The sequence below is a fragment of the Bacteroidales bacterium genome, assembly GCA_012517825.1.
Classification (GTDB): domain Bacteria; phylum Bacteroidota; class Bacteroidia; order Bacteroidales; family JAAYUG01; genus JAAYUG01.
Genome location: JAAYUG010000137.1, coordinates 48,740 through 74,751, shown reverse-complemented (window position 1 = coordinate 74,751; position 26,012 = coordinate 48,740). Strand labels below are relative to the sequence as shown.

General features: G+C 45.2%; 25 protein-coding genes. 15 read left to right on the top strand and 10 right to left on the bottom strand.

All coding sequences use genetic code 11. The annotated features are described in order from the left end of the window. Positions 1–362 (top strand): nucleoside triphosphate pyrophosphohydrolase (locus GX419_09705; GenBank protein NLI24968.1); only part of this gene is annotated, 362 nt, incomplete at its 5' end. A 15-nt stretch (positions 363–377) separates the two neighbouring features. Here the strand turns inward: GX419_09705 and GX419_09700 are convergent. From GX419_09700 to GX419_09675, 6 genes are all read right to left on the bottom strand, one after another. Next, positions 378–842, bottom strand: a complete 465-nt coding sequence (locus GX419_09700) for a DUF5606 domain-containing protein (GenBank protein NLI24967.1) — start codon at positions 840–842, stop codon at positions 378–380. A gap of 68 nt (positions 843–910) precedes the next feature. Continuing rightward, complete coding sequence (locus tag GX419_09695) at positions 911–1,504, bottom strand: dephospho-CoA kinase (protein NLI24966.1); 594 nt, start codon at positions 1,502–1,504, stop codon at positions 911–913. Continuing rightward, entirely contained in the window at positions 1,504–2,481 is a 978-nt protein-coding gene (locus GX419_09690) for a hypothetical protein (protein ID NLI24965.1), read from the bottom strand. Before GX419_09690 ends, GX419_09695 begins: the two co-directional genes overlap by 1 nt. A gap of 396 nt (positions 2,482–2,877) precedes the next feature. Further along, on the bottom strand, positions 2,878–3,201 hold the full coding sequence (gene yajC, locus GX419_09685; GenBank protein NLI24964.1) for a preprotein translocase subunit YajC: 324 nt from the start codon (positions 3,199–3,201) through the stop codon (positions 2,878–2,880). A gap of 24 nt (positions 3,202–3,225) precedes the next feature. After that, positions 3,226–3,663 carry a DUF1573 domain-containing protein gene (locus GX419_09680; GenBank protein ID NLI24963.1) on the bottom strand — a complete coding sequence of 146 codons (438 nt, stop codon included), beginning with the start codon at positions 3,661–3,663 and terminating at the stop codon, positions 3,226–3,228. Further along, positions 3,660–4,610, bottom strand: a complete 951-nt coding sequence (locus GX419_09675; GenBank protein ID NLI24962.1) for a transcription antitermination protein NusB — start codon at positions 4,608–4,610, stop codon at positions 3,660–3,662. Before GX419_09675 ends, GX419_09680 begins: the two co-directional genes overlap by 4 nt. Positions 4,611–4,798: 188 nt before the next feature. On the opposite strand from GX419_09675, the gene GX419_09670 reads away from it, so the two are divergent. Beyond that, positions 4,799–5,176: a PUR family DNA/RNA-binding protein gene (locus GX419_09670; protein NLI24961.1), complete on the top strand. Its 378-nt coding sequence runs from the start codon at positions 4,799–4,801 to the stop codon at positions 5,174–5,176. A gap of 296 nt (positions 5,177–5,472) precedes the next feature. Here the strand turns inward: GX419_09670 and GX419_09665 are convergent, their stop codons facing one another. Further along, the gene (locus GX419_09665; GenBank protein NLI24960.1) at positions 5,473–6,210 is read right to left on the bottom strand and encodes a hypothetical protein; all 738 of its coding nucleotides are present in this window, start codon (positions 6,208–6,210) and stop codon (positions 5,473–5,475) included. 121 nt (positions 6,211–6,331) lie between these two features. Between GX419_09665 and feoB the strand changes: the two genes are divergently transcribed. The 3 genes from feoB to GX419_09650 all read left to right on the top strand — a co-directional run bounded on the left by feoB (position 6,332) and on the right by GX419_09650 (position 9,631). Next, a complete protein-coding gene (gene feoB / locus GX419_09660) occupies positions 6,332–8,851 on the top strand; it encodes a ferrous iron transport protein B (GenBank protein NLI24959.1) in 2,520 nt (839 codons plus the stop codon). Positions 8,852–8,869: 18 nt separating this feature from the next. Then, a complete protein-coding gene (locus GX419_09655; protein ID NLI24958.1) occupies positions 8,870–9,064 on the top strand; it encodes a hypothetical protein in 195 nt (64 codons plus the stop codon). Between the two features lie 84 nt (positions 9,065–9,148). Continuing rightward, positions 9,149–9,631, top strand: a complete 483-nt coding sequence (locus tag GX419_09650) for a DUF456 domain-containing protein (protein ID NLI24957.1) — start codon at positions 9,149–9,151, stop codon at positions 9,629–9,631. Here the strand turns inward: GX419_09650 and GX419_09645 are convergent. Further along, a complete protein-coding gene (locus GX419_09645; protein NLI24956.1) occupies positions 9,621–10,622 on the bottom strand; it encodes an ornithine carbamoyltransferase in 1,002 nt (333 codons plus the stop codon). The genes GX419_09650 and GX419_09645 overlap by 11 nt on opposite strands. A 54-nt stretch (positions 10,623–10,676) precedes the next feature. Further along, the gene (locus GX419_09640) at positions 10,677–11,633 is read right to left on the bottom strand and encodes a carbamate kinase (protein NLI24955.1); all 957 of its coding nucleotides are present in this window, start codon (positions 11,631–11,633) and stop codon (positions 10,677–10,679) included. 337 nt (positions 11,634–11,970) lie between these two features. Between GX419_09640 and GX419_09635 the strand changes: the two genes are divergently transcribed. The 3 genes from GX419_09635 (at position 11,971) to GX419_09625 (ending at position 15,892) form a co-directional block, all read left to right on the top strand. Further along, a complete protein-coding gene (locus tag GX419_09635; protein NLI24954.1) occupies positions 11,971–12,663 on the top strand; it encodes a hypothetical protein in 693 nt (230 codons plus the stop codon). Between the two features lie 217 nt (positions 12,664–12,880). After that, complete coding sequence (locus tag GX419_09630; GenBank protein NLI24953.1) at positions 12,881–15,223, top strand: DNA translocase FtsK; 2,343 nt, start codon at positions 12,881–12,883, stop codon at positions 15,221–15,223. A 9-nt stretch (positions 15,224–15,232) separates the two neighbouring features. Beyond that, a complete protein-coding gene (locus tag GX419_09625) occupies positions 15,233–15,892 on the top strand; it encodes an outer membrane lipoprotein carrier protein LolA (protein NLI24952.1) in 660 nt (219 codons plus the stop codon). Positions 15,893–16,042: 150 nt separating this feature from the next. Here GX419_09625 and GX419_09620 read toward each other — a convergent pair whose 3' ends face one another. Further along, positions 16,043–18,178 (bottom strand): HDIG domain-containing protein, encoded by a 2,136-nt coding sequence (locus GX419_09620; protein ID NLI24951.1) that lies wholly within the window; start codon positions 18,176–18,178, stop codon positions 16,043–16,045. Between the two features lie 66 nt (positions 18,179–18,244). Here GX419_09620 and GX419_09615 point away from each other — a divergent pair, with 66 nt between their 5' ends. From GX419_09615 to GX419_09585, 7 genes are all read left to right on the top strand, one after another. Then, positions 18,245–19,036, top strand: coding sequence for a C40 family peptidase (locus tag GX419_09615; protein ID NLI24950.1), 792 nt, complete (start codon positions 18,245–18,247; stop codon positions 19,034–19,036). Positions 19,037–19,066: 30 nt separating this feature from the next. After that, positions 19,067–19,708, top strand: a complete 642-nt coding sequence (locus tag GX419_09610; GenBank protein NLI24949.1) for a class I SAM-dependent methyltransferase — start codon at positions 19,067–19,069, stop codon at positions 19,706–19,708. After that, positions 19,708–19,881, top strand: a complete 174-nt coding sequence (locus GX419_09605) for a hypothetical protein (GenBank protein NLI24948.1) — start codon at positions 19,708–19,710, stop codon at positions 19,879–19,881. The genes GX419_09610 and GX419_09605 overlap by 1 nt, the downstream gene beginning before the upstream one ends. Before the next feature lie 44 nt (positions 19,882–19,925). Then, on the top strand, positions 19,926–20,516 hold the full coding sequence (locus GX419_09600; GenBank protein NLI24947.1) for a 3'-5' exonuclease domain-containing protein 2: 591 nt from the start codon (positions 19,926–19,928) through the stop codon (positions 20,514–20,516). Positions 20,517–20,528: 12 nt separating this feature from the next. After that, positions 20,529–21,716 (top strand): class I SAM-dependent rRNA methyltransferase, encoded by a 1,188-nt coding sequence (locus GX419_09595; protein ID NLI24946.1) that lies wholly within the window; start codon positions 20,529–20,531, stop codon positions 21,714–21,716. Positions 21,717–21,976: 260 nt separating this feature from the next. Further along, entirely contained in the window at positions 21,977–23,776 is a 1,800-nt protein-coding gene (locus GX419_09590; GenBank protein ID NLI24945.1) for a DegV family EDD domain-containing protein, read from the top strand. Between the two features lie 94 nt (positions 23,777–23,870). Next, positions 23,871–25,991: a S9 family peptidase gene (locus GX419_09585; protein ID NLI24944.1), complete on the top strand. Its 2,121-nt coding sequence runs from the start codon at positions 23,871–23,873 to the stop codon at positions 25,989–25,991. Positions 25,992–26,012 lie beyond the last annotated feature (21 nt).

Sequence of the window (26,012 nt, the reverse complement as noted above, 5' to 3'; positions counted from 1 at the left end):
CTTCAATGGTCAAAGCAGGCCGCATCCAGGAGAAAGTGCGGGCCGTCGGATTTGATTGGGAAGACCGCTCGCAGGTGTGGAATAAAGTGGAAGAAGAACTGAATGAACTGAAAAAAGAGGTTGAGGAAGGCAATAAGGACAGAATGGAAGAAGAATTTGGCGATTTGTTTTTCTCGGTGGTCAATGCAGCACGTTTGTACGGAATCGATCCCGATACTGCCCTGGAACGCACCAATTTGAAATTCATCAAGCGGTTTCAGCACATTGAAAAAAGGGCCCGTGAATCAGGACGGTCCCTGAAGGAAATGACACTGGCTGAAATGGATGCCCTCTGGGAAGAGGCTAAAAAAGAACTTTCCTGAAAGAATTTGCCGGTTTCAGGATTTTTCTTCTTTTCCCTGGTCTTCTGTTGTTTTCTTTTCTTCTTTTTCTTCAGTCACATCAGTTTTTTCCTCTTCATCAAGAACCCCCAGCAGGTTGTTCTTCTGCAAGAGATTGTACCACGAGACTATTTTTTTGATATCTGACTGATGTACCCTTTCCTTGTCGTATTCAGGAAGGATGGATTCAAAATATACCTGCAACACTTTTGGGTCTTTGGTTTCCGGACCCGGGTTGCTGTTTTCCTTTTCTCTGATGCGCTTCAGAATATCAATCAGGGGAATGTCGCCTGTTTGGGTGAAGACGGATATGTCGCCCAGTGAACTAACCTTCATGGTAGCAAAAGCATTCATTCGTTTTTTGTCTTCAATGCCTTCGACAATAATGCCGTTTCTGCCCTGGGCAACGTATTTGAAAAGGCCGGAATAACCCGCAATGGTGTAGATATCTTTTAGTGTCATATGGATTTCAATTTGCTGACAAAACTAAGGTTTTTAGGCGAAATCACCGTCAGGGGAAGGTATGTTTTTTAAAGTGTTTGGGAGATAAGGTCTTCCCAGATTTTGAGCACCTGAGGGAGAAGCGGCTGTATTCCGTCGTTGTTGATGACGTAATCTGCATTGGGTATCAGATCTTCCTCCGGGCTTTGATGTTCCATGCGGGCAAGGATTTCTTCACGCGAAAGGCCGTCCCTTTTCATGACCCGCATTATGCGTACTTCACGGGGAGCAGCAACCAGGATGTTTTTATGGAACATTTTCCAGGCTCCGGTTTCAAACAGTATTGCCGCTTCCATAAAAAGAACCGGAACATCTTTGTGCTCTCCGACCCACTCCCTGAATTTTTCAAATACATACGGATGAATGATGCTGTTGGCCAGAAGAAGTTTTTCCCTATCGCTGAAAATAAGCGATGCAAAGTACTTTCTGTTCAGTTGTTCCTGTGAATAGATTTCTGATCCGAACGCATTGATGAGTTTCTTCCTGAGTTCCGGATGGGTGTCGGTCAACAGCCTTGATACGGCATCGGCATGAAAAACCGCTCCTCCCAGACGTGTAAAAATAGTACATACCACGGTTTTTCCGCTTCCCATTCCGCCGGTAATTCCTGCCAGTATGCTCATTATTCGAGAATGAATTCGATTTCAGAGGGAGTAATAAGAATGTTATCGGTAAAATCAGGCTTCTGGAGAATGTGTACCGGCAATAAAGTGGTTGTGTCGGATCGGCGTTCCCTGTAATCAACTGCAACAGAAAAGGACTGCGGAGAAAGTTCCTTGTAGTGGTTAAGGCAAACTCTGAAACTCAGAGTAACCTCGGCAGGAAATATTTTCATTCTGAGAGGCGGGTTGAGGTTGATTACTTTTACGGGGACGCGCAGAGAAGTTTCGGTGAACTTATCGACTTCCATGGCAATCTGAACCTGCTCAGGTTCGCATTTGACCGACGTTCCTGCCGCCAGTTGAACCTTTTCCGAAAAGCTTTTTTTCAGTGAGGAAATGGTAAGGGGTCTGGTAGTGATACACTGCATTGTATCCACCATACGGCTTGCTCCTGTGACCGTTACCGAATCGGGGATGCAGGTGAGCGGTTGGCAGAGCATATATTGCCTGGCAAAAGTTGCTCTGACTGCTGGTTTGACAGCTATTTTGCGAACAATCACCGGAGCAATGGAAAGATAGAGTGTGTCGGGCCATATTCCGGAAATTTGAACTGCATCACCGGCCAATTCCTGGATACGCCGTTTCAGATCATTGGTACTGAATTTATAGATATCCGATCCATCCGTAATGACTTTTGTTCCTTCAAGGTTTACACGCAGGATACTGGATGTGCCGTACAACGGCCATAGCAGGTCATATCCTCTTCCCCTGATCAATGCATTTACAAAGTAAGGGGTGTCGCTGACCAGCACGTAGTTTGCCGGATATCCTGCAAAACGGACAGCGTATTTTACGGCAACACTATACTCCTTGTTCAGGGCGTTCAGCAACCAGAAAAGAAATGAAAGGAAGAAGAAAAACAGAAATACAAGAATCTTTCCCCTGGACCTGAAGAAGGGAGTTCTTGCCTGATAATTGTATAATTCCTTATCTTTCAATTGTGCCTTTTATACAAAATAAGCAGATCAATTCAACCCAAATTCGTCAATTGAAAAACTCAATTGACGAATCGACTAACAAAAACTAATCAGATTTTGTTAGTCGGGGTTACCTCGATAAGTCAATAGAAGCAAGTTGTTTAAATGTTTTTGTGTTTCTATTGACTCATCTCGGTTCAAAAGTAACAACTTTTAGGGATGTCGCAAAACCAGGTGATATCGGATCCCTGGCAGAAAGCTCATGGAACAGCAAGCCAGGCCGGAGCCATAACCTGCTGTTCCATAAGAAATGGGAGTTCTTAAACTTTTTTAGAATATCAGGTTGAACCTTTTAAGGCATTCCCTGATTTTCATGGGAGTTCCGATCTGCCTGCCTTAAGAAGAAAGGCCGTACAATTATTTGTCAGCTATATCAGAAGGATCGCGCATTACAGCGTTCTTATCGACCTTTACCTGTACATTCTTATCGATTTCGATCAGTACAATCTGGTCTTTCACTTCGGTGATCTTGCCGTAAATGCCACCTGTGGTTATTACGTTATCGCCTTTTTTCAGCGAATCGCGAAAGGTTTTCAGTTCTTTCTGCCTTTTCATCTGAGGCCGGATCATGAAAAAATAAAAAACAAACACAATAAGAAGCATCATGATCAGGGAAGACCACATGGAACCCTTTGGGTCATTCGGATTGGCCATCAGGGCCATAAAAAGAAGATCGTTCATAGTACTAAATAATTTGGTGAAAAATTAATTTTGAGGAATTACTTCAGCAGTAACGGCCAAAATTACTTCATTATTTGCAGCATTGGAAATAATTCTGACACTTTTGTTCTGAAGGCCTGTTCTTCCTGTTGAATTGAAAAGCACCAGAATGCTTCCTTCCTTATCGGGAGGAACAGGCTCTTTTTCCCATTTCGGGACGGTGCATCCGCAGGATGTCTGAACGTCTTTGATAATGAGGTTTGCTTTTCCGGTATTTTTGAAGCGGAACTCGGCTCCGGCTGTTTCTCCTTCGAGGATCCGGCCAAGGTCGATTGCCTGCTGTTCGAAGGTGATGTGCGGAAGTGCATGCGACATGGCAGTATCTGCAAGTCCGGCCGTATTTTCCGCTCTGTGATGGCCGCATCCGGTGAAAAAAAGTATCAGCCAGATGGCATAAATCCATATTACTTTCATTGTTTTCATATCTCCCCGATGAGTCCTTTTCCTTTCTTAACAATCCGTCCCGATTCTTTCAGGTGATGGAAAATTTTGTCGAGCAATCCGTTGACAAATACTCCGCTTTGCTGTGTGCTGTATAACTTGGCAATATCGATGTACTCGTTCATAGTGACCCTTGTAGGTATAAACGGGAATTCCACGGCTTCGGCCGTAGCGGTTATCAGAATAAGTTTGTCAAGGAAAGCGATTCGTTCAATATCCCAGTTTTCGCAGAAGGCATGAACGAGCTCAAGGTATTCGTTATAGTGCAGCAGGGCTTTTCTCAGCAAGAGGGGGGCAAATTCCCTGTCTTCTTCGTTGCGGTACATTTTCATCAGGGGAGCATGGGCGCCTTGTTCTTCACGGAATTTTTTCAGTGTTTTGACAATCATCGCCATGATATAATCCGGTTCATCGTTCCAGAAAATGCTCTGTTCTTCAAGAACCTGACTGAGGTACTCGGAAGAAGGGAAGAAATCGGTGTAAAGCCAGATGACGAAATTCCGCTCATTTTCATAGGATGTGTCATCCGACTGCATGTACTGGTTGTAATAGTCAGTTGCCTGAAGGTCAGTAAAAAGATGGCGGATGAGTTCGGGATAGTTAACCCAGCTGAGTTTATGTTCGGTCAGGTAGTCGAGCAGACTGCGGTTGGCAGCAATCTGGTTGATCAACCTGTTGTCGATAAAACGGGTATTCGGGTGAAGGTCTTCATAGGAAGGCCGGAGCTTTTCTTTCGCCAGCTCAATTTTCTTCCGGGCAAGATCGCGAAGTTCAACAGGCAAAAGCAAAAGGTAGTGATAGAGGTCATACGCCCTGTGAATGCTGAGTTGCAGTTCCTTTTCGGTAACCTGGATGGAACGGTCTTCTGAGCTAAGATGAGCATACAATGCCTGCAAAACCTTGATCCGGAGAAGCCTTCGGTTAATCATCAGAACGTCGGAGATAAAAAATTCATCTATGAGGGTGCAAAATTACATCTTTTTTCTTCCCGGCAACCTTTGTTATGAAACATAAGAGGGTAAAAAGCAGTGAAGCGCAGAATTTTTTCATATTTTTTTATATTTTTGGCTTGATTAACCTAATTGCATATTGCAATAAACCTAAACTAACCTTAGCGATGGAAGAAGGAACAGGAAAAAACGAAAGTGTTGAGAGAAATAATCGGGAAGAGGTTTTTTCAAAGGCAGTACGTGCCGGGAAAAGAACGTATTTCTTTGATGTAAAAGCTACACGCAGGAACGATTATTATCTCACGGTGACTGAGAGCAAAAAACGCCTGACCAAGGAGGGCAAGCAGTTTTATGAAAAGCACAAAATTTTCCTTTACAGGGAAGATTTTGACAAGTTTCTGGAAGGCCTGAACGAGGCTTTTCAATTCATCCGGAATGCACCCCCTGTGATCAACAATGAAGGCGATGACCATGAAGATGAATCTCCTTCCGGTGAGTATACGGATGTGAGTTTTGAAGACCTGGAAAGCAAACCCAATGCCTGACTCCATCTGACAGGGAGAGCAGGTAAGCCGGCTTCGGTGAAGCAGTTCTTCCGTTCCCAAACGGCAAGAGCTGGTATTAGTAGTTACGGATCACAATGATGCCGGAAATTCTTCTGTTGATAATACCCTTCCTGAAAGAAACAAATGCAGGAGGAGCAATGCAGTAATCTGGTTCCGCAGGGCATATTTTCTCTCGTGCTGTTTATGCCAGATTCAGCATCAGGAGTGCAAACGAACTGCTGCACAATGCGGACTTCTTTTCTTATTTCTCTTTTCTTATTCCGGGAGGAAATTCATCACCGGTCGCGGGAGGTGTTTTTCTTCCTGCTGTATTTTTTAATTTCATTATCAGCAAGGATGCGCACATTGGTAACAATAAAATCTTCCTGCATAAAATTGCCGTAGTAGTTGCACGATGCAATGATTTCGTCGAATACCGACCTGATGGTAACATCCAGAGGAATCATCACCAGCAATGTGACAAAGCGACCGGCAAAGCGCAACGATTCGGCATCAATGGCATACTTTCTGAAAACAGCTTCCGTTTCGCCGGAGATAATTCTTTCCCGGAGAAGGGTCATTCGCTTGTTTGGGCGGAGCAAAAGGACAATAAAATAGCGGAGCTTGAATCCTTTGCCGCCCAGTCCTGTGGAAATGAAAACCTGGTTCTCGTCAAGCAGTTTTGATTCAATAAGTACCCTGCATTCCTGCAAGGCAAGAATGGCCCAATCATGCAGATCTTCATCAGCCAGGTGCACATAGTTCTGCAAAATGCGGTATGCTTCTATCTCATCTGAAAAGGCGAGGCGGGCAAGAACCTCCTTTTTAACAGTTTTATCTGTGGCAGGACTATACAGCAGTTCCTTTTTTTCGTGCAGGGCAAGTAAATCATCGGTATGATTCAGGCTTCGGGAAAACTCAAAATACTCCATCTGCACATCCAGGTTGATCTGCTCTTCCAGTATGCTGAAATTCTGTGGTTTATGACCCAATAATTCAGTAATCCTGCTATATATGTTTTCGTTCTGATTCATTCTGTTTCAAAAAAAGCAAACGTTGAGAAATAAATTTACAATTTATTTTCTGAAATAAAATTGATAAAGATTCATTAATAATTAATTTTGCGCTTAATTAGAATTAAACCAAATAAATTTAATGGTTTTATCGGAGATTCCAGCAGGAGGGAAGGCGGTAATTGTCAGGGTTAGGGGCCGGGGTGCCTTTCGGAGGCGGATTATGGAAATGGGGTTTGTGAGAGGGAAAGAAGTGGAAGTAATACGGAATGCTCCTCTCAGAGACCCTGTTGAATACAGGGTGATGGGGTATTATGTTTCTCTTAGAAGAAGCGAGGCATCGATGATTGATGTGGCCCTACCGGAAGAAGAAGTCATCGGAAACGGCCAGCCTGCCGGAGAAATTCAGGTTTTTGAAGGTAAAGGGAGGCACAGAAGGAGGAGAAGATCAGGACACGGTGAGAGCGCCGTTGTTCAGGCCGCGCTGGTTGGCAATCCCAACTGCGGAAAGACGACCATTTTCAATATAGCCAGCAATTCCCACGAGCATGTGGGCAATTATGCCGGGGTGACCATAACTTCGAAAACCGCCAGGTTCAGATGGAAGAAATATGTTGTTCAGATAACTGATTTACCCGGCACCTACTCACTGAGTTCCTATTCTCCGGAAGAAAAATACGTTTTCAATTATCTTACGGTCCGAAGTCCCGATGTGGTAATTAACGTAGTAGATGCGTCAAACCTGGAGCGCAATCTCTATCTGACCACCCAGCTAATTGACATGGACGTTCCGATGATTCTCGTGCTCAATATGTACGATGAATTGCAGGCCAAAGGCTATGAACTGGATTGTGTCAAGCTGGAACAGCTTCTTGGGATCCCTGTAGTTACCACGGTAGGAACAAAAGGAGAGGGAATTGACCGCCTTCTTGAACGTGTTATCAGTGTGGCTGAAAACAGGGAGGATGTAGTGCGGCATATTCACATCCGGTACGATGAGGAAACGGAGAACTCGGTGCACAGTCTTCAGGAACTTATCAGGAAGAAGGCACCCGAGAATGTGCTTGCCCTGTATCCTACCCGCCTTTTGGCCCTTCATTTGCTGGAAAATGATGAGTATGTGCGCAGCATTGTGAGGGGCTTTGATACGGGGGGAGAAATAGCCGAAAAGTGTGCCGCTGAACAGGTTCGTTTAAAGAAACTTTTTGGTACCGAAGCTGAATCAGTAATTACTGCTGCCCGGTATGGTTTTATAGAAGGGGCTGTGAGGGAAACCCTCAGGACAATCAGCAAAGTGCGCAGGCGGCCGGCGGACATGCTTGATAATATTTTTCTGCACAAATACTGGGGTTTCCCTGTTTTTTTCCTGATCCTCGCCGTCATGTTTCAGGGTACGTTTGTGCTTGGCAAGATTCCCGTGCAATGGATTGAGGCATTGGTTGGATGGATTTCATCGCGGGTCGATCTGTATATGGCGGAAGGCCCCCTGAAAGACCTCCTTATTCAGGGTATAATAGGAGGAGTTGGAGGAGTGATTGTTTTTTTGCCCAATATCCTTATTTTGTTTCTTTTTATTGCCTTTCTTGAAGACACTGGCTATCTGGCCAGAGTGGCTTTTATCATGGATCGGGTAATGCATCCCATCGGTCTGCACGGGAAGTCGTTTATTCCGCTCATAATGGGGTTTGGTTGCAATGTACCTGCCATTATGGCAACGCGGACCATCGAAAACCGGAACGACAGATTGCTGACCATGCTCATCAATCCGTTTATGTCGTGCAGTGCCCGCTTACCTGTGTACATTTTGTTGAGTGGATTGTTTTTCCCGCACCATGCCGGCTGGGTTTTGTTTGGTTTGTATCTTACAGGGATTCTTCTCGCGGTGATTACAGCCCTTATTTTTAAAGGAATTTTCTTCAGGGGGAAAGGAGTTCCTTTTGTGATGGAACTGCCGCCTTACCGGATGCCTACTACCCGTGCCCTGTTGAAACACATGTGGAACAGGGGGGGACAGTACCTGAAAAAAATGGGAACAGTAATTCTTGTTGCCTCCATTCTGATATGGGCTATGAGTAATTTTCCCCGGCCATCTGTTTACAAAAAAGATTATGCCGCTCAGGCTGACAAGGTGAGAATGGAAAAGATGCAGCAGGATCGTCAGAATGCTCCGGAGGAACTGCTTCAGAAGATGAATGCAAAACTTAATGAGATTCACAGTCAGATGGTTACGGAGAACCAGCAGTTCAGCATTATCGGCAGGGCGGGCAAATGGATTGAACCGGTTCTTACCCCTCTGGGGTTTGATTGGAGGATAGGGGTATGCCTTATCAGCGGCGTGGTGGCTAAAGAGGTCATCGTCAGTACGATGGGAATACTGTTTGCCGGTGACAATGCCGGTACGAATGCTTCGCTGAATGAAAAGTTAAAAGAGGCGGTATGGACTGAGGGGCCTCATGCAGGACAGCCATTGTTTACGCCTCTTTCAGCACTAACCTTGATGGTGTTTGTTTTGATCTATTTTCCCTGTGTTGCTACGGTTGCGGCCATACGCAATGAATCAGGAAGCTGGAAGTGGGCTGCACTTTCCGTAACTTATACCACCATTCTGGCCTGGCTGGTGGCATATACAGTTCACCTGGCCGGACAGTTTTTTATATCATAAACATAACTCTCGGGTACGATGGTACAAAATATACTTACCCTTGTAATTGTCCTTGCAGCAGCAGGATACACCATATTCCAGCTGGTAAGGATTTGGACTGCCCCTCCGGAAAAGCAGGGATGTATTTCGTGCGGACTTTCAGGTTCCTGCAGACAGATTAAGAAAAAAGACGAGAGGAGAAAAATTCCTTTTCCGGTATCGGGAAACCAGTGATCGGACAGACTTTGGGGAGGCTCTTGTTTATTTTGCCTGTTTTAACGATTTTTGATTTTTAGGTCACTCATCCATTTTTGTTTTATGGCCGACTGGTTGCTTGCAATTCTTGGTATTGTATTTATTCTGGCGGGTATTGCTGGTTGTATTCTTCCTGTTATTCCGGGTCCTCCATTGAGCTGGGCCGGTTTGCTGCTGTTGCACTGGACCCGGTTTGCCCAGTTCAGTGCTGCGTTTCTTATTGTTATGGCATGCCTTGCAATTGCGGTAACGGTTCTGGATTATATTATACCGGTATGGGGCACAAAAAAGTTTGGGGGCAGTAAGGCAGGCATGTGGGGAGCTACCATCGGCATTTTTGCCGGGATTTTTTTCTTTCCGCCCGTTGGAATTATCGTCGGTCCCTTTATTGGTGCAGTGTTGGGAGAAATAATTGCAGGGAAAGAATCCGGACCAGCATTAAAAGCCGGACTCGGTTCTTTCATCGGTTTTCTCCTCAGCACAGGCCTGAAGCTCGGCGTCAGCCTTACGATGGCCTATTATTTTTTCCGCGAACTTATCCTCTGAGGGTAGCTACCATCACGGCTTTTATGGTATGAACACGATTTTCGGCTTCATCCCAAACGATGGAGGCGGGTGATTCAAATACTTCGTCGGTAACTTCCATCGATTCGAGTCCGAATTTGCGGTAAATCTGTTCTCCCACTTTTGTTTCGCGGTTGTGGAAGGCCGGCAGGCAGTGGAGAAACTTTACTTTCGGATTTCCGGTAAGTTCCAGAACCTTTTTGTTTACCTGGTAGGGTGACAGCAGTTTTATTCTTTCTTCCCATACGCTTTCCGGTTCACCCATTGATACCCATACGTCGGTATAAAGAAAATCTGCTCCTTTTACGGCTTTTTCCAGATCATCGGTGATGGTAATGCGTGCACCGGTTTCCTTAGCAATTTCTTTGCATGTTTTCTGAAGTTCATCCGATTGCTGGCATGCTTTTGGGGCAGCAGACCGGAAATCCATTCCCATTTTGGTGCAGCCTACCAGAAGTGAATTTCCCATATTGTTTCGTGCATCGCCCAGATAACAAAAGGAAACCTGGTTCAGCGGCTTGTCAGTATGTTCCATTATGGTCAAAAGGTCGGCCAGTACCTGGGTGGGATGAAACTCATTGGTAAGTCCGTTCCACACCGGGACGCCGGCATAACGGGCCAGCGTTTCCACAATTTCCTGGCCATATCCGCGGTATTCAATACCGTCATACATTCTGCCAAGAACCCTTGCCGTATCTTTCATCGATTCTTTATGTCCTATCTGTGAGGAAACAGGGTCGATATAGGTAACATGGGCACCCTGGTCGTGAGCAGCAACCTCAAATGCACACCGGGTACGTGTTGAGGTTTTTTCAAATATCAGGGCAATGTTTTTTCCTGTCAGCATTGGTCTTTCTGTACCGGCATATTTCGCTCTCTTCAAATCAGAAGCCAGTTGCAGTAAGTAGTTAATTTCTTCGGGCGTAAAGTCAAGCAGTTTGAGAAAACTGCGATTTTTAAGATTGAACGGCATATGGAAATAATTTTATGTTATATAACATGAATTGGCGAAGTTAGATAAAATAGTTCAATCCTCATAATGCATTGTTATTTTGGTTCCGTAACGTTTGTCTTCCAGTTTGAATGCCTCAGTAATTACGGCTTTTCGGCCACCCTGTCTGATAAAGTTCAGGCATGCCCTGATTTTGGGAGCCATATTTCCTTCGCCGAACATTCCTTTGGCAAGGTATTTTTCTGTATCGGCGAAATCGAGAAATTCGACGGCCTTTTCATCCGGCTGGCGGTAATTGATATACACATACGGCACGTCGGTAAGAATATAGAATTCGCTGGCGCGAATGCTTGTGGCCAGAAGGGAGGACGCCAGGTCCTTGTCGATGACCACTTCAGCCGGACGAACATCACCTTTTTCATCGAGGTAAACCGGAACTCCGCCGCCGCCGGCAGCAATCACTATGGTGCCCTGTCGGGCCATGTATTCAACAACTCCTGAATTCATGATTTTTAATGGCTCCGGTGAAGGAACAACCCGCCGGAAGCCGTTGCCGGCCTTCATTTCTTCTTTAAAAATCCAGCCTTTTTCTTTGGAAAGGCGTTCAGCTTCTTCTCGCGTACATAGCTTTCCTATGCGCTTGGTTGGGTTACTGAAAGCCGGGTCATTCCTGTCAACCATCGTTAATGTTACCAGGGTAACTATTTCGCGGTGAAGATTATGCTTGTGAAGCACATTACGAAGCATACGTTCGACCATGTATCCGATTCCTCCCTGGGAATCAGCTACGCAAATATCGACCGGCATCTGGGGAATACCATACATGGCTTCTCCTGCATCATTTCGGAGAAGAATGTTCCCTACCTGCGGCCCGTTACCGTGGGTAATCACAAGCTGGTATCCCTGCCGGATCAGGAAAACAAGATTCTCCAACGTTCTGGTGGTATTCTCTTCCTGTTCATCAATCGTCCCGGCCTGATCACCACGTTGAATGGCATTTCCTCCTAAAGCAACAACTGCCAGCTGGCTCATAAATCATCATTTTTGTTCGCCAAAGCTAATGAAATGCCTTTATGTAAACCGTATCTTCAAAATTGTTATGCAACACATGCAGAGATAGATATTTTAAGAGAAATTTTACACCTTCAATTGGGAACATTTTTTTATTGTTTGACAGAATTTCAGTACATGTTTGTCTGCGTTGAAAGAGAATCATTACATTTACTAGCTGAATGAGGGGACCAATACCGGAATTTTTTCCGGTATCAGTCGTGGAAAAAGGGGGTGGAAATGGCTGGTTCCTGCTTTGAATATGTGCAATGTGGATAGTTTTTGTATGAGAATTGTACCTGCCAGAATTGATACTTTGATGAAGAAACGAAACCTTGTGGTTTTTTCTGTTTCGTTTATTATGGTGTTGCAATATTCCTGCAAACCGAAGCCCGGGAAAGAGAAAATTACAGAAGGAGAAATCGTCTATAATATTGTTTACCTTGAAAATTCAATGACAACGGTATCGACCTCATTACTGCCGAAGAAAATGGTGAGAAAGTTCAGAAAGGACATGGTGAGCAGTTCGATGGAAGGATTCTTCGGAATGTTTATGATTACCAATATTTCTGATTTACGGAACAATACAAATACCACCCTTCTGCGCGTAATGGACAACCGGTTCAGGTACACGGCACCTCCGGGGGATTATGGTTGTTGTTTTAATCCTTATGAAGGTTTGCGGATTACCTTTTATCCGGAGCGAAAAACCATTGCGGGTTACGAGTGCTCAAGAGCCCTTGTTACATATGGAAACTACCCGGGCGATTCAGTTGATATATGGTATTCATCCGAAATCGGACCTGCCTTTGCCAATAGGCTGTCGCCTTTTGAGCCGGTGGACGGGATGCTGATGGAATTCGACCTGGAACTGCAAAAGCTGAAAATGCATTTTATTGCTGATGAAGTGAGAAAAAAGAACATGCCCCGTTCAGCTTTTTCGGTAAAAGAAGAATTTGTTCCCATTACGAGAATCAGGATGGAGAAAATTATTTCGGCTCTGATGGAATAGCAATTCAGCTGTTCGGTTTGGTCCGGGACATCATTTGCCTAAGCAAAACGAAGGAAATTCTGTTCTATTTTTGAAGCACTTGTTTCAGAATAAAATTGATTTGTACCTTTGATCCCGATTAGAAATCGAGGCACAGTGCCGGGAAATTTCTGAAATCAATGCTGTTAGGTTTAGGAAAATTTAATTAAATCATGTATCAGGCTGTTTTATAATCATCATGGGAAAGAAATCAGGAAAAAGAAAATTCGATGAGCGCTGGAAGATTGCATTGGGTCTGCTGGTAACCGGATTGTCGTTATATGTTTTTACTGCCGTTTTATCATATTTCTTTAGCTGGAAAGCCGATCAGAGTTTTGAGTGGCAAATGTTATTCAGCGGGCCGGATGTAACCGTTGAGAACTTAGGAGGCAAAGCCGGGGCATGGCTGGCTGCTTTGCTGATGAACAAGTGGTTTGGAATAGCTTCCCTTGGTTTTCCTTTTCTTTTGTTTGTGGCAGGAGTGCGATTACTGGGTGTGCGCCTGCTGCCCCTCTGGAAAACATTCAAGATCACTCTGATTGCCGTCATTCTGCTGTCGGTAACGCTGGGATATTTGTCGGGCAGTAATCCGGTTTTTCTTGGCAGCGGGCCGGGAGGCGCCTATGGATGGTTTATCAGCCGATGGCTTATCGCTTTTCTGGGATTGCTGGGTACAGGCATTCTGCTCGTAATACTTAACAGCGTATTTGTATTTTTTACCATTCCAGGCACATTCGCATGGTTTATGTCGTTGTTCCGACCGAAACCATCGAAAGAATCCGTTCCGGAAGGAGGTGCAGGAGAAACCGTGACGGAAACGACGGAAGATGTAACCAAACAGATTGAGGGGGATGCAGTAAGCGTTGTGTTTGAAAAGCCGGCAAAGGAAGGAGAACCAGAAAACAAAGGGAATGCTACCCTGGTTTATTCCGCACCATCTAATACGGCCGATGAAGTTGAACTTGTTGTTGAAAAGGGGGGTAATGGCGTTGCGGATTTTGTCCCTGCTGAACCCGAAAATCTCGTAACTTATGATCCCTTCGACCCGAGGGCTGAACTCTCAGGCTATCGTTTTCCTGACCTGAGTCTTCTGGACGATCATAAATCGGAAAACAGCCAGGTAAGTAACGACGAGCTGATAAGGAACAAGGAAAAGATTGTTGAAACCTTACGAAACTACAAGATTGAGATTGATCAGATTAAAGCAACCATAGGGCCAACCGTTACCCTGTATGAAATTGTTCCGGCGGCCGGAATAAGAATTTCGCGGATCAAGAACCTGGAGGATGATATCGCACTGAGTCTTGCTGCACTTGGCATACGAATAATTGCACCCATTCCCGGCCGGGGTACTATTGGGATTGAGGTTCCAAATCAGCAGCCTGAAATTGTATCGATGAAGTCGATCCTGGCCAGCCGGAAATTTCAGGAATCCGGGGCCGAACTGGCCATAGCGCTTGGAAAGACCATCTCCAATGAAACATTTGTGCTCGATCTTGCCAAAATGCCTCATCTGCTGGTGGCCGGAGCAACTGGCCAGGGGAAGTCCGTAGGCTTGAATGCCATCATTACATCGCTGCTCTATAAGAAGCATCCTGCCGAAATCAAATTTGTGCTGGTTGATCCGAAGAAAGTTGAACTGACACCTTATGCCCGGCTTGAAAAACATTTTCTTGCCCAGTTACCCGATGCGGAAGAACCAATTCTGACTGACACCCAGAAGGTCATCAATACGCTTCATTCGCTGACCATCGAAATGGAAGCACGGTATGACCTGCTGAAGATGGCCAATGTAAGGAATATTAAAGAATACAATACTAAATTTCTGGCGCGCAGGCTTAATCCGGAAAAGGGCCACAGGTACCTGCCCTATATTGTGCTGATTATTGATGAGTTTGCCGATCTGATTATGACAGCCGGCCGCGAGATTGAAACCCCGCTGGCCAGGCTTGCCCAGCTGGCAAGGGCAATCGGAATACACCTGATTATAGCTACCCAGAGGCCTTCGACCAATATTATTACCGGAATTATCAAGGCCAATTTTCCTGCCAGGATAGCGTTCAAGGTTTCGTCCATGATTGATTCACGGACCATCCTCGATACTCCCGGAGCCAACCAGTTGGTAGGGCGGGGTGATATGCTCGTTTCAGCAGGCGGAGATATGATCAGGGTTCAGTGTGCCTTTATAGATACGTCTGAAACAGAGCGGCTTTGTGAGTTTATTGGTTCCCAGCAGGGTTATCCGGCTCCCTTCTTTCTTCCTGAGTATCACAGCGAGGAAGAAGGAGAGGATACCGGTACTGTTGACCTGAGCCAGCGTGACAGCCTGTTCGAAGAAGCCGCTCACCTGGTTGTTTTACATCAGATGGGCTCAACTTCTTTGATTCAGAGGCGGTTTTCCATTGGATACAACCGGGCAGGCCGCATCATGGACCAGCTCGAAAAAGCCGGCATTGTCGGTCCGAATGAGGGTAGCAAAGCCAGAAGAGTTCTTGTTGCCGATGAAAATACTTTGGAACAGATTTTGAGTGGTCTGGGATAAGGAGGTTTTATGAACTGCACCACCATTAAGTTAATTTTGTCTGCGCTTTTATTTCCTTTTGCCGTTTCAGCGCAGCAGGATCCAAAGGCACAGGAAATCCTGAAAAAATTATCGGACTTTGCCCGTTCATCGGATGTGATTTATGTCCGGTACGACTATGCCTTTAAAAATGTTCAGACCAAGGAGAATTTTTCAGCCAACGGCGAGGCGTGGATTAAAAAAGACAAGTTCAAGATTCTTGTTTCACAGAAAAATGCTGAAATATACTATGACGGAGAAGTAATGTGGACATATATACCTTCCATCAAGGAAGTGAATATTTCGGTTCCTGACACTTCATCCAATGAATTTTTTATCAATAATCCGGCCGAACTTTTTACCTATTATGAGAAAGAGTATAAGACCCGGTATCTGGGTGATGTCAACGGCACCAATGCCTGCAGGGTAGACTTATATCCGGTGGATCTGAAAAAGCCTTATTACCGTATCCGGCTTACCATAGATAAAACAACCAGCCAACTCACTGAAGCCGAGGCAGCAGGAAAAAATGGTGAGACCTATCTTGTCAAACTCAAAGAAGTGAGATCGGAAAAAAACCTTCCGGATTCCTTCTTCACATTTGACCGGCGAAAACATCCTGATGTGGAAGTAATTGATCTGCGTTTTTGACGGGAATGTTTCTGCGTTGCTTTTTGCGTCATCTCGGGCGGGAACTTTATTTGCACGCCGGTTAGTTGTTTGATAGATAAATAGTTACGGATCCTGGTGCACAATAGGTAGCAAAGAAACAGCCTCTTTTTTCTCACCGGTGGGGCAAAATCATTTCAGAGGCCTTTTGGGGTAAGCAATCCGGGCATGATAAATATTCCGTAGGCGCTGAATAAATACATTTTTTATGGTAGTGATATCTTTGAAGGTTATATCAGCGTCATTGAATTGCTCTTCATGCATTTGCTGATCAATAATTTCGTTAACGAGTGCTGTAAGAGAGGATTCATCAACTTTTGTCAGGCTTCTTGAGGCGGCTTCCACGGCATCTGCCATCATTACAACAGCGGTTTCCTTAGAAAAGGGACGTGGCCCTGGATAGCGGAACAAATGCTCTGAATTGCTTTCTTCCTTGTTGTTTTTCAGCCAGGTATAGTAAAAATAACGAGCGAGAGTGGTGCCGTGATGGGTTGAAATAAAATCGGATATCTGTTCAGGAAGGCCATTCTTTCTTGCCAGAAGAAGGCCATTTTCAACGTGGCTGATAACAATCCTGGCGCTTTCTGCAGCGTCGAAATGTTCGTGGATATTGGTGCCAGGGGTTTGGTTTTCAATAAAATAAAGCGGGTTTTCCATTTTCCCGATATCATGATACAATGCACCGGTGCGCACCAGGAGTGCATTTCCGCCGATATGGCGGACAGCATCTTCGGCCAGATTCGCTACCTGAAGGGAGTGCTGAAACGTGCCGGGGGCCAGTTCTGCCAGCTGGCGCAACAGCGGCTGATTGGTGTCAGAAAGTTCGGTCAGCGAAGCATCAGAAAGAAATCCAAACGTCTTTTCAAAAATGAACATGAGGGGATAGGCGGAAAGGAGCAGTAAACTGTTTCCGGTAAACCAGAAGAGCTCTCCCCATGATACGGAGTTCCAGCGTCCTTCTTCCAGAAGACTGATACCTGCAAAAACAACTGTATAGGCCAGCAGTACGAGAACGGAAGTAATAAACAATTTACCCCGGCGGTATTGGTTGGAAAGAGAGAAAATGGCTACAATTCCTGCAACAAAGTTCATGAAAACAAATTCGAATGCATTGGGAACCCAGAATGCCGTTATAAAAAGGGTTGTGATCAGGATGAATAAAGCTATCCGGCTGTCGTAAAAAGTTTTTACAATAATGGCAATCAGAGCAAACGGTATTACATATACGCTCAGCTGTGAATAGCTGATTACCAGCCTGGTGAGAGCACTCATGAAAAGAATAATGAAAAGGATGAACAGGGTTTTCAGCTGATTGCCGAATACCTCTTTACGGAAACTCTGCAGAAACAAAAAAATCATCAGAACCGAAAGGATGCTTAAAATAAACTGTCCGAGAAGCAGCAATATCTTGTGTCCGGTAATTCCTACCCTTTGGTTGTATTCTATGCGCAAAGACTCAAGAATTTTGAATTTTTCATCGCTAACTATTTCTCCTTTTGATATAATCCGTTCTCCTTCGAGCACCATTCCTTCGGTTAGGGAGATGTTAGACACCAGGCTTTTTCTTTCCAGTTCCGTCTTTCTTGCATCATAAAACAGGTTGCCGGTAATATATTCATTAAGGTTCATGAAGTGCAGCAGTTGCTCGGTCTGGTCGGCACTATATGCTTTCAGCCCGGGTTGCTCCCTTACATTACCAATAAGGTATCGGTAGGCCGAAACTTCAGTATAAAGAGAATTGAAAGCTACCTGTGAAGAAACGTTGTTGCGGATTATCTGTATGGTTTTGCTTTGTTTGAATTGATTCTTATTCCATTCGACACTGGAAACAATTCCCTGATTATAAATTGATCTGAGCGAATGAAGCACTGCTGTCCGAAAATCGTTTTCCTGCATAAGAAGTTCTTGTTTCAGGTAGCTTGGAACCAGTTTCTCCTCAACCATTTTTGTAACTGCCTGAGAAAATATTTTTGTGAACGACGAATCCAGACGGGCAGATTGCTGGTATGCTATGCTTGTATCTAACTGAAAATAAGGAGAAAATAATTGCAAAATGCTGTCCCTCTCCTGTTCAATTTCCTGCTGTGTTTTATAAATGGGAAAATCGAAGGGTGCAATCAGTGTTTCATGCATCCATGGCCTTCCTTTCTGGTATTCATACTTGAATTTTCCTGCCGAAGGGAAAAGGAAAAACAAAATAACCGCAGCAGCCAGGTAAAGCAAAATGCGCTTCAGCGATTCTTTTTGTTTTTCATTCATCTTCTTCACTCGGCACAGGTATGGTAAGATCCCCGGGATTTTTGTATCATTGTTATTACAAAAATACAATAAAAGTTGACTGGTGAGAGAAAATATGGAGTCTGTGCGGTAAGCTGTCTTCCCTTGCGTGCTTTTCCCGATGAGAAGTCAGAGATGGTCAGTATGTTTCTTTTTGGAGAACTCTACCATGTGTTGGGCTCAGAGCAGGGATGGTATCAGGTTTCTGCTGAATATGACGATTACATAGGATGGATTTCCGGTTCAGCAGTGCATTTAATTACCGGGAAAGAATACCGGTATCTTGCGGAGGGGAGCAAAACGCTGACCAGACCTGCCTTCCTTGTTCCGGAAGAATATTCTGATCATCCGTTCATGATTTTGCCCGGAAGTTCCTTGCCGGCTTTTAGGGACAATTCCTTTGTGCTGGGGGGCAAGACCTTTCAATCAGCCGGACCATTGGTTACCAATGACGGAACGTTGAATCCGCTTGCTCAGGTTCCACTCACTGCCATGCTGTTTCTCAATGCACCCTATTTGTGGGGTGGAAGATCGCTTTTTGGAGTTGATTGCTCAGGTTTTGTCCAGGTTGTTTTCAAAACGGCAGGAATCAGGCTTCCGCGTGATGCCAGTCAGCAGGCTCAGATCGGAAAAACCATTTCGCTGAGGGAGGCCAGGACCGGCGACATTGCCTTTTTCGGACCCGCTCCGGGAAAGATTACCCACACCGGAATTTTTCTGGATAACGGCCGGTTTATCCATGCCTCAGGAAAGGTACGGATCGATACCATTGACGAAAGAGGGATTTTTTCTGCTGAAAGGAAGCAAATTACCCACGCGCTGCAGTTGGTTAAACGAGTGATCCTTTGAGTTTTTAGGAAGAATAAATTAAGTGATTGCATGAATAAATATGTTGTTTCATCCTTTCTGAGACGATTGGGGTTAATTCAAATTGCTGATTTTGTTCGTTTTTTGATCCACTATGCCGGAACATTCCGCTCGCGACGGGCATTTCGCAGGAAGTATCCAGGGGTTGTATTGCCTCCGGCCTATTACGTTTACGAAACGTTTAATCTGAATTACGAGAGCTTCTACTCGAAAAGCCGGGATACTGCGCAATGGCTTATATCAAACATTGCCGCATTTGAACCGTTTGACAACAAGAAGATACTGGAGTGGGGGTGCGGTCCCGGGCGTGTTATACGTCATTTACCAGCTCTTTTGCCCTCTTCCTGTCAGTTTTATGCTACCGACTATAACCCGAAATATATTGCATGGTGCAGGAAGAATCTGAATAACATTAACTTCCAGACAAATGATCTGGAACCTCCCTTACCCTTTCCTGAAGGATTCTTTGATATAATTTATTCCATTTCGGTATTTACCCATCTGTCGCTGCGAAGTCATTATGCATGGTTTGCTGAACTGGAGAGAGTGGCAAAGAATGGTGGCATTCTTTTTTTTACTGTTCACGGAGAAGTATTTAAAAAGAGAAGCTCACTGAGAGTGAGAAAAAGTTGTTTGACAGGGGAGAGCTTGTAATGAAAGCCGGAACGAAGGAAGGTCATCGCACCTTTGCAGCTTTCCAGCCCCCTTCATTTGTCAGGCAACTGGTCAAAGATCATCAGGTTCTTGCCCATTATCCCGGCATCAGGGAGAATGGTATTCCACGCCAGGATGTTTGGATTGTAAGGATTGTTAAGAAAAACGGATAAAATTTCCCCGGATCCTGTATTTTTGTCCGCCGGATTTTTTGTTCATGGAAGATTACCTGCCCGATATAACAGCAGAAGAAATTAAGAAGCTGCCTCTGGAGATGTTCAGGGGGGATGTATTTGTTGTGTCGGACTACGCTGATTTTCAGAGAGCAATCGCTATGGTCAGACGGGAATCTGTCCTGGGGTTTGATACCGAAACAAAACCCTCCTTCAAAAAGGGCCGACGCAATAAAGTATCTCTCCTGCAGCTTGCCACCGACAAGCAGGCATGGCTTTTTCGCCTTTCACGTATTGGCCTTCCCCGGGAACTGGTTGCTGTTCTGGAAAATCCTGAAATTGTAAAAATAGGCCTGGCATTGCGCGATGATCTTCATTCACTGCATGCCCTGCAACCTTTTGAGCCCCGCAACATGATTGACCTGCAGAAAATTGTTTCGCAATATGGTATTACGGCACAGGGACTCAGGAAGCTGGCGGCTATTGTTTTGGGTGTCAGGATTTCCAAGTCGCAGCAGGTAACCAACTGGGAAAATCCGGTTCTTACGGAATCGCAGGTTCTTTATGCAGCAACTGATGCGTGGGTTTGTTATGCCATCTGGAAAAAATTGAACAGCCACGGGACAAAATACTAATCACCATCTTCCATGACACCACATCCCAGAATCATTCTGAAATCAGGCAAGGACGCTTCTCTGCTCAGGTATCATCCCTGGGTATTTTCGGGGGCAATCAAGAAAGTAACCGGTACGGTGGCTGAGGGTCAGATTGTTGAGGTTTATGATAACAAGGATCATTTCCTGGGCATAGGGCATTATCAGACGGGAACAATTGCCGTCAGAATACTGTCATTCACCCCTGCCGAATTAGATAAAAGCTTCTTTGCTGATAAAATTGAACGTGCCTGGAAAATCCGGAAAGATCTTGGCCTGGCCGATAATGATCATACCACCATGTACCGGCTTGTGCACGGGGAAGGAGATGGCCTGCCCGGATTAATTGCTGATGTATATGGCCGTACGCTTGTATTGCAGATGCATTCTGCCGGAATGTACCTGATTCGCAGGTTGCTTGCAGATGCATTCACAGAAGTGCTTGGAAGCCGTATTTCGGCCATTTACGATAAAAGTGAATCGGCGCTTCCCTATCATTTCCCGCTGAAAGAGAAAGACGGATTCATGGAAGGTTCATCGGACGAATGCATTACCCTGGAATCAGATAATAAATTTCTGGTGGATATTCCGGGCGGTCAGAAAACAGGATTTTTTCTCGACCAGCGGGAAAACAGACAACTGGCAGGTAGCCTTTCCAGAGGGAAAAATGTTCTGAATTTGTTTGGCTATACCGGTGGTTTTTCTGTGTATGCCATGAGAGGCGGAGCGAAACTGGTTCATACAGTTGACAGCTCACGTCAGGCTATTGAACTGGCCAACAGAAATGTGGAGTTAAATTTCGGGAAAGATCCGCGGCATGCAGGGATCGTGGCTGATGCTTTTGAATACTTAGGGTCGGCCGGCAACAAATATGATATGATCATTCTTGACCCTCCGGCTTTTGCAAAACACAACGAAGTGCTTCACAATGCCCTTCAGGGGTATAAGCGCCTGAATGCCAAAGCATTTTCTGTTATTCAGCCGGGAGGTATTCTGTTTACCTTTTCCTGTTCTCAGGTTGTGAGCAGGGATGCTTTCCGGAAAACAGTGTTTACGGCAGCGGCCATAAGTAAGCGACAGGTGCGTATATTATACCAGTTAAGCCAGCCTCCCGATCACCCGGTTAATATCTATCACCCTGAAGGAGAATATCTTAAGGGGCTTGTACTTTCTGTGGAATAGACCCGGATTGCGTATATCAGGAGAGCAAGCGTGCTAATGCGCAGTGGGTTGGCCTTTAACGGAGGTATCCGGGTTAACCCCGCTGAAACGCAGTGAAAGAGGTTCCTGAGGTATATTGCGCAGTTTTTGATGCTCAATGTGGATTAATTGGATGCACGTGAACCAACTGAATTTTTGTTTGTTTAAGATTAAATTTACCGTATGATAATATCGGCAAAATAAGCCACCTTTGCACCGGATCATTTAGCGCATTTTTTTCAATGGACAATTCTTCCAAATTAGCATATCTCGACGGCAAGGGGCTGTACTATTCTTTCCTTGCTGGAGCGCGAAGCCTTCTGGACGGGCAGGGAGAACTCAATAAAATCAATGTTTTTCCCGTTCCGGATGCTGATACAGGCAGCAATATGGCCTCTACAATCAGAACCATTATTGAAAGTATTTCTCCTGCTTCGTCATACAAACAAACAGCCGACGCAATAGCAGCCGCTGCATTGATAGGGGCCAGAGGCAACTCCGGAGTTATCTTCGCTCAGTTTCTCTATGGGTTAAGCAACGAAACAAGGGATGTTGAGAAGATTTCGTTGCAGGCTTTTGCCGAATCAGTCAACCGCTCGGTGCAGTACATGTACGAGGCAGTTGCCAATCCGGTGGAAGGCACCATGCTGAGTGTGATAAGAGACTGGGCTGATTATATTTACAGCAACCATAGTTACTTTGATGATTTCAAAAAGCTGATCGCATCTTCCATGGATGCGGCGCATGAATCGCTGGTGGCTACCGCACAGCGGATGCGTCAGTTAACCCATGTGAATGTTGTGGATGCAGGAGCAAAGGGGTTCGTTCTGTTTCTGGAAGGAATTCTGGAATTTATCAAAACCGGAAATGTCAGAGCATTGCGTTCTTTGCTGGAAAGTGATCCGGTTGTCCTGCCGGTTGGTTCTGACGATCATGGTTCGCTGACCTATCGCTTTTGTACGGAGGCCCTCATCAAAGGAGAATCACTCGATAAAGACAAACTGAGAGAGATTGTCAGAGGCTTTGGCGACAGCATGGTGATTGCCGGTTCTTCAAAAACCCTCCGGTTGCATATCCATACCGACGATCCTCAGAAGCTTTTTGAGGAACTCCGTTCCTTTGGCACCTTAATATTTCAGAAAGCGGATGATATGCAGAAACAATATGAAATTGCCCATCACCGCAAATGGAAAATTGCCCTGGTTGCCGATTCCTCCTGTGACCTGCCGCAGGACCTGATCGATTTCTACCAGATCCATCTTGTTCCTATCAACCTCTTTTTTGGCGAAAACCATTATCTGGATAAAGTTACCATTCATCCGGAACAATTTTATCGTATGCTGGACCTGGAGGAACATTTCCCCAGGTCGGCTCAGCCCAATGACAAAGCTTTTGAGAACCTTTATTCCCATCTTGCCAGCCATTATGACAGCATTATTGCTGTTCATGTGGTCGGAAAACTGAGCGGAACATTGCACAGTTCACTAATGGCAGCTGAAAGAATAAGCCGGGAAACCGGGAAGAAAATTTCTGTGTTTGATTCAAGAAATGTTTCCGGTGGCCTTGGTCTGACTGTTCTGAAGATTGCCAGATCCATTGAAGAAGGAAAAGAACATGATGAAATTGCTGCTCATATACCGCAGTGGGTTGATAAAACACGTCTTCTGGTCAGCGTCAGAACCCTTAAATATCTGGTCAGAGGCGGAAGAGTGACCAAAATGAAAGGATTTCTGGCAAACCTTCTGCACATGCACCCTATTATATCTTTCGACAAGGAAGGGAAAATCTATATGCTGGAAAAAACCTTTACCATGAAAAGCAACATGCAGAGGGTAATTCAACTGGCAAAGGATGAGCTTTCACGGCAGGAACTTGACGAATACATGATTCTGCATGCACATTGTGAAACGGATGCACGGTGGATGGCTGACCAGATGGTTGAAGTAACCGGAAGGGATCCTCTGGCTGTTATGGATATTTCTCCTGTTATTGGTGTTCATGCAGGACCCGGTTCACTTGCGGTTGCCTTCATGGTAAAATAATACCCTCCTGTCAAAGGAATTATTTGCTCTGTCAATCAACATTACACCGGAATATCTTTTTTTATAACTTTATTCGGGATTCGAACCCCGGTTTATGCATAAAACCTTCCATTTTTTTCTGGTATTGGTCAATTTTGCTTCCGTTTTGCTGGTTTCCTCATGCCGGCACAGTTCGATGCAGCCACCGGTAGCGCAGAAAAAGCCTGTAGTCTTTCATGAACATGGCTATACCAGAACGGATGAATATTTCTGGCTAAAAGAAAGGGACAATCCCGAGGTGATAGCGTATCTTGAAGCTGAAAATGCCTATACCGGATTCTGGTTTAAACCCCTCGAGAAACTGAAGATGAAGCTATACGGAGAAATAGTTTCAAGGGTGCCCCGGAACGATACAAGTGTACCGTATCTGCTTCACGGGTATATGTATTATCAGCGCTTTATGGGTGATGATGAATATCCGGTCTATTGCCGGAAAAAAAACACAGAAGGAGCACGTGAGGAGATCATTCTGGATGTAAACGAACTTGCCCGCGGCCATAAATTTTATTCCGTAGCAGGACTGACAGTAAGCCCTGATGCGCGTTTGCTGGCTTACGCGGCTGATACACTGGGCGGGCGCAGTTACATTCTCTATGTTAAAGATTTGTTCAGCGGTAAAAACCTTTCTGAAGAAATACCAGGAACCAATGGTTTTGCTGCCTGGGCTTCGGACAATAAAACCCTTTTTTACGGAGCCGTTGATCCGGTTACGGTCCGCTCCAACCGGATTATGCGCCACACTCTGGGCACTCCGGCTTCCTCTGACAAACTGGTATTTGAAGAGAAGGATCCGACCTTTAACACCTTTGTATTTAATTCAAAATCAGAAGAATATTTAATTATTGGATCTGTTTCAAAAACTACCAGCGAATACCGGTTGCTTCCTTCGAATCGTCCGCAGGGAGATTTCCATTTATTTTCTCCGCGCATCCAGGGGCTGGAATACGACATAGAGCCGGTTGGGAATACCTGTTTTATCCGCACAAATTATAAGGCTGAGAATTTTTGCCTCATGCAATCAGCCCTGCCTGGTAACCCTCCTGAGAGATGGAAGGAACTGGTGCCGGGAAATGATTCTGTTTTGCTTGAAGGATTTGAAGTTTTCGACAATTACCTGGTGTTGCAGGAAAGAAACAAAGGTCTGGTCAGGTTTCGTTTTACTCCGTTGAATACCATGGAGTTTCGTGAAATTCCCCTTGATGATGAAGCTTATTCCGCTTCCCTTTCTTCGAACTTTCGGCTTGATACAAAGCGGGTGCGGTATACGTATTCTTCCCTGGCAACACCTGCAACGGTATATGAATTTGACATGGAAACCGGCCAGAGGTTCATGCTCAAGCAGGACAAAGTGTATGGAGCATTTGATCCTTCGCATTACACTGTGGAGCGTTTTTATGTTCCGGCGCCTGACAGCCGCATGATTCCTCTTTCTCTTGTTTACAGGACAGATAAAAAGAAAGAAAACATGCCCCTCCTGCTATACGGCTATGGTGCTTATGGTATTTCAACAGAGCCTGATTTTCAGTACCAGCGGCTGAGTTTGCTCGACAGAGGGTTTGTGTATGCCATTGCTCATGTGCGGGGTGGAGAAGAAATGGGGCGAAGCTGGTACGAGGAAGGGAAACTGCTCCAAAAACAAAACACTTTCCGTGATTTCATTCGTTGTGCCGAATTTCTGATTGAAAAAGGATATACAAGCTCTGACCGACTTTTTGCTCAGGGGCGAAGTGCCGGCGGATTGCTGATGGGAGTGGTGGTCAATACACGACCTGATTTGTTCAAGGGGGTTCTTGCAGGGGTTCCTTTTGTAGATGTTCTTACCGATATGCTTGATGAGTCATTGCCGCTTACCACTTCTGAATATGAAGAATGGGGCGATCCGCGCATAAAGGAATATTACGATTATATTCGTTCGTATTCTCCTTATGACAATGTCACAGCCGGAAAGTATCCCGCGATGTTTGTAACCGCCGGATTGTATGATACCCAGGTGCCTTACTGGGAACCGGCCAAATGGGTGGCACGTCTGCGATCCCTGAAAAAAGATTCCAATCCGATCCTGTTTTACTGCAATCTGGATGCAGGCCATTCCGGCAGTTCCGGACGATATGAAAAATACAAGCTGACGGCTATGGAATATACCTTCCTTCTGAAACTGGCAGGGATGGAAAAGTAATGATCGGGTACCCCTGTATTC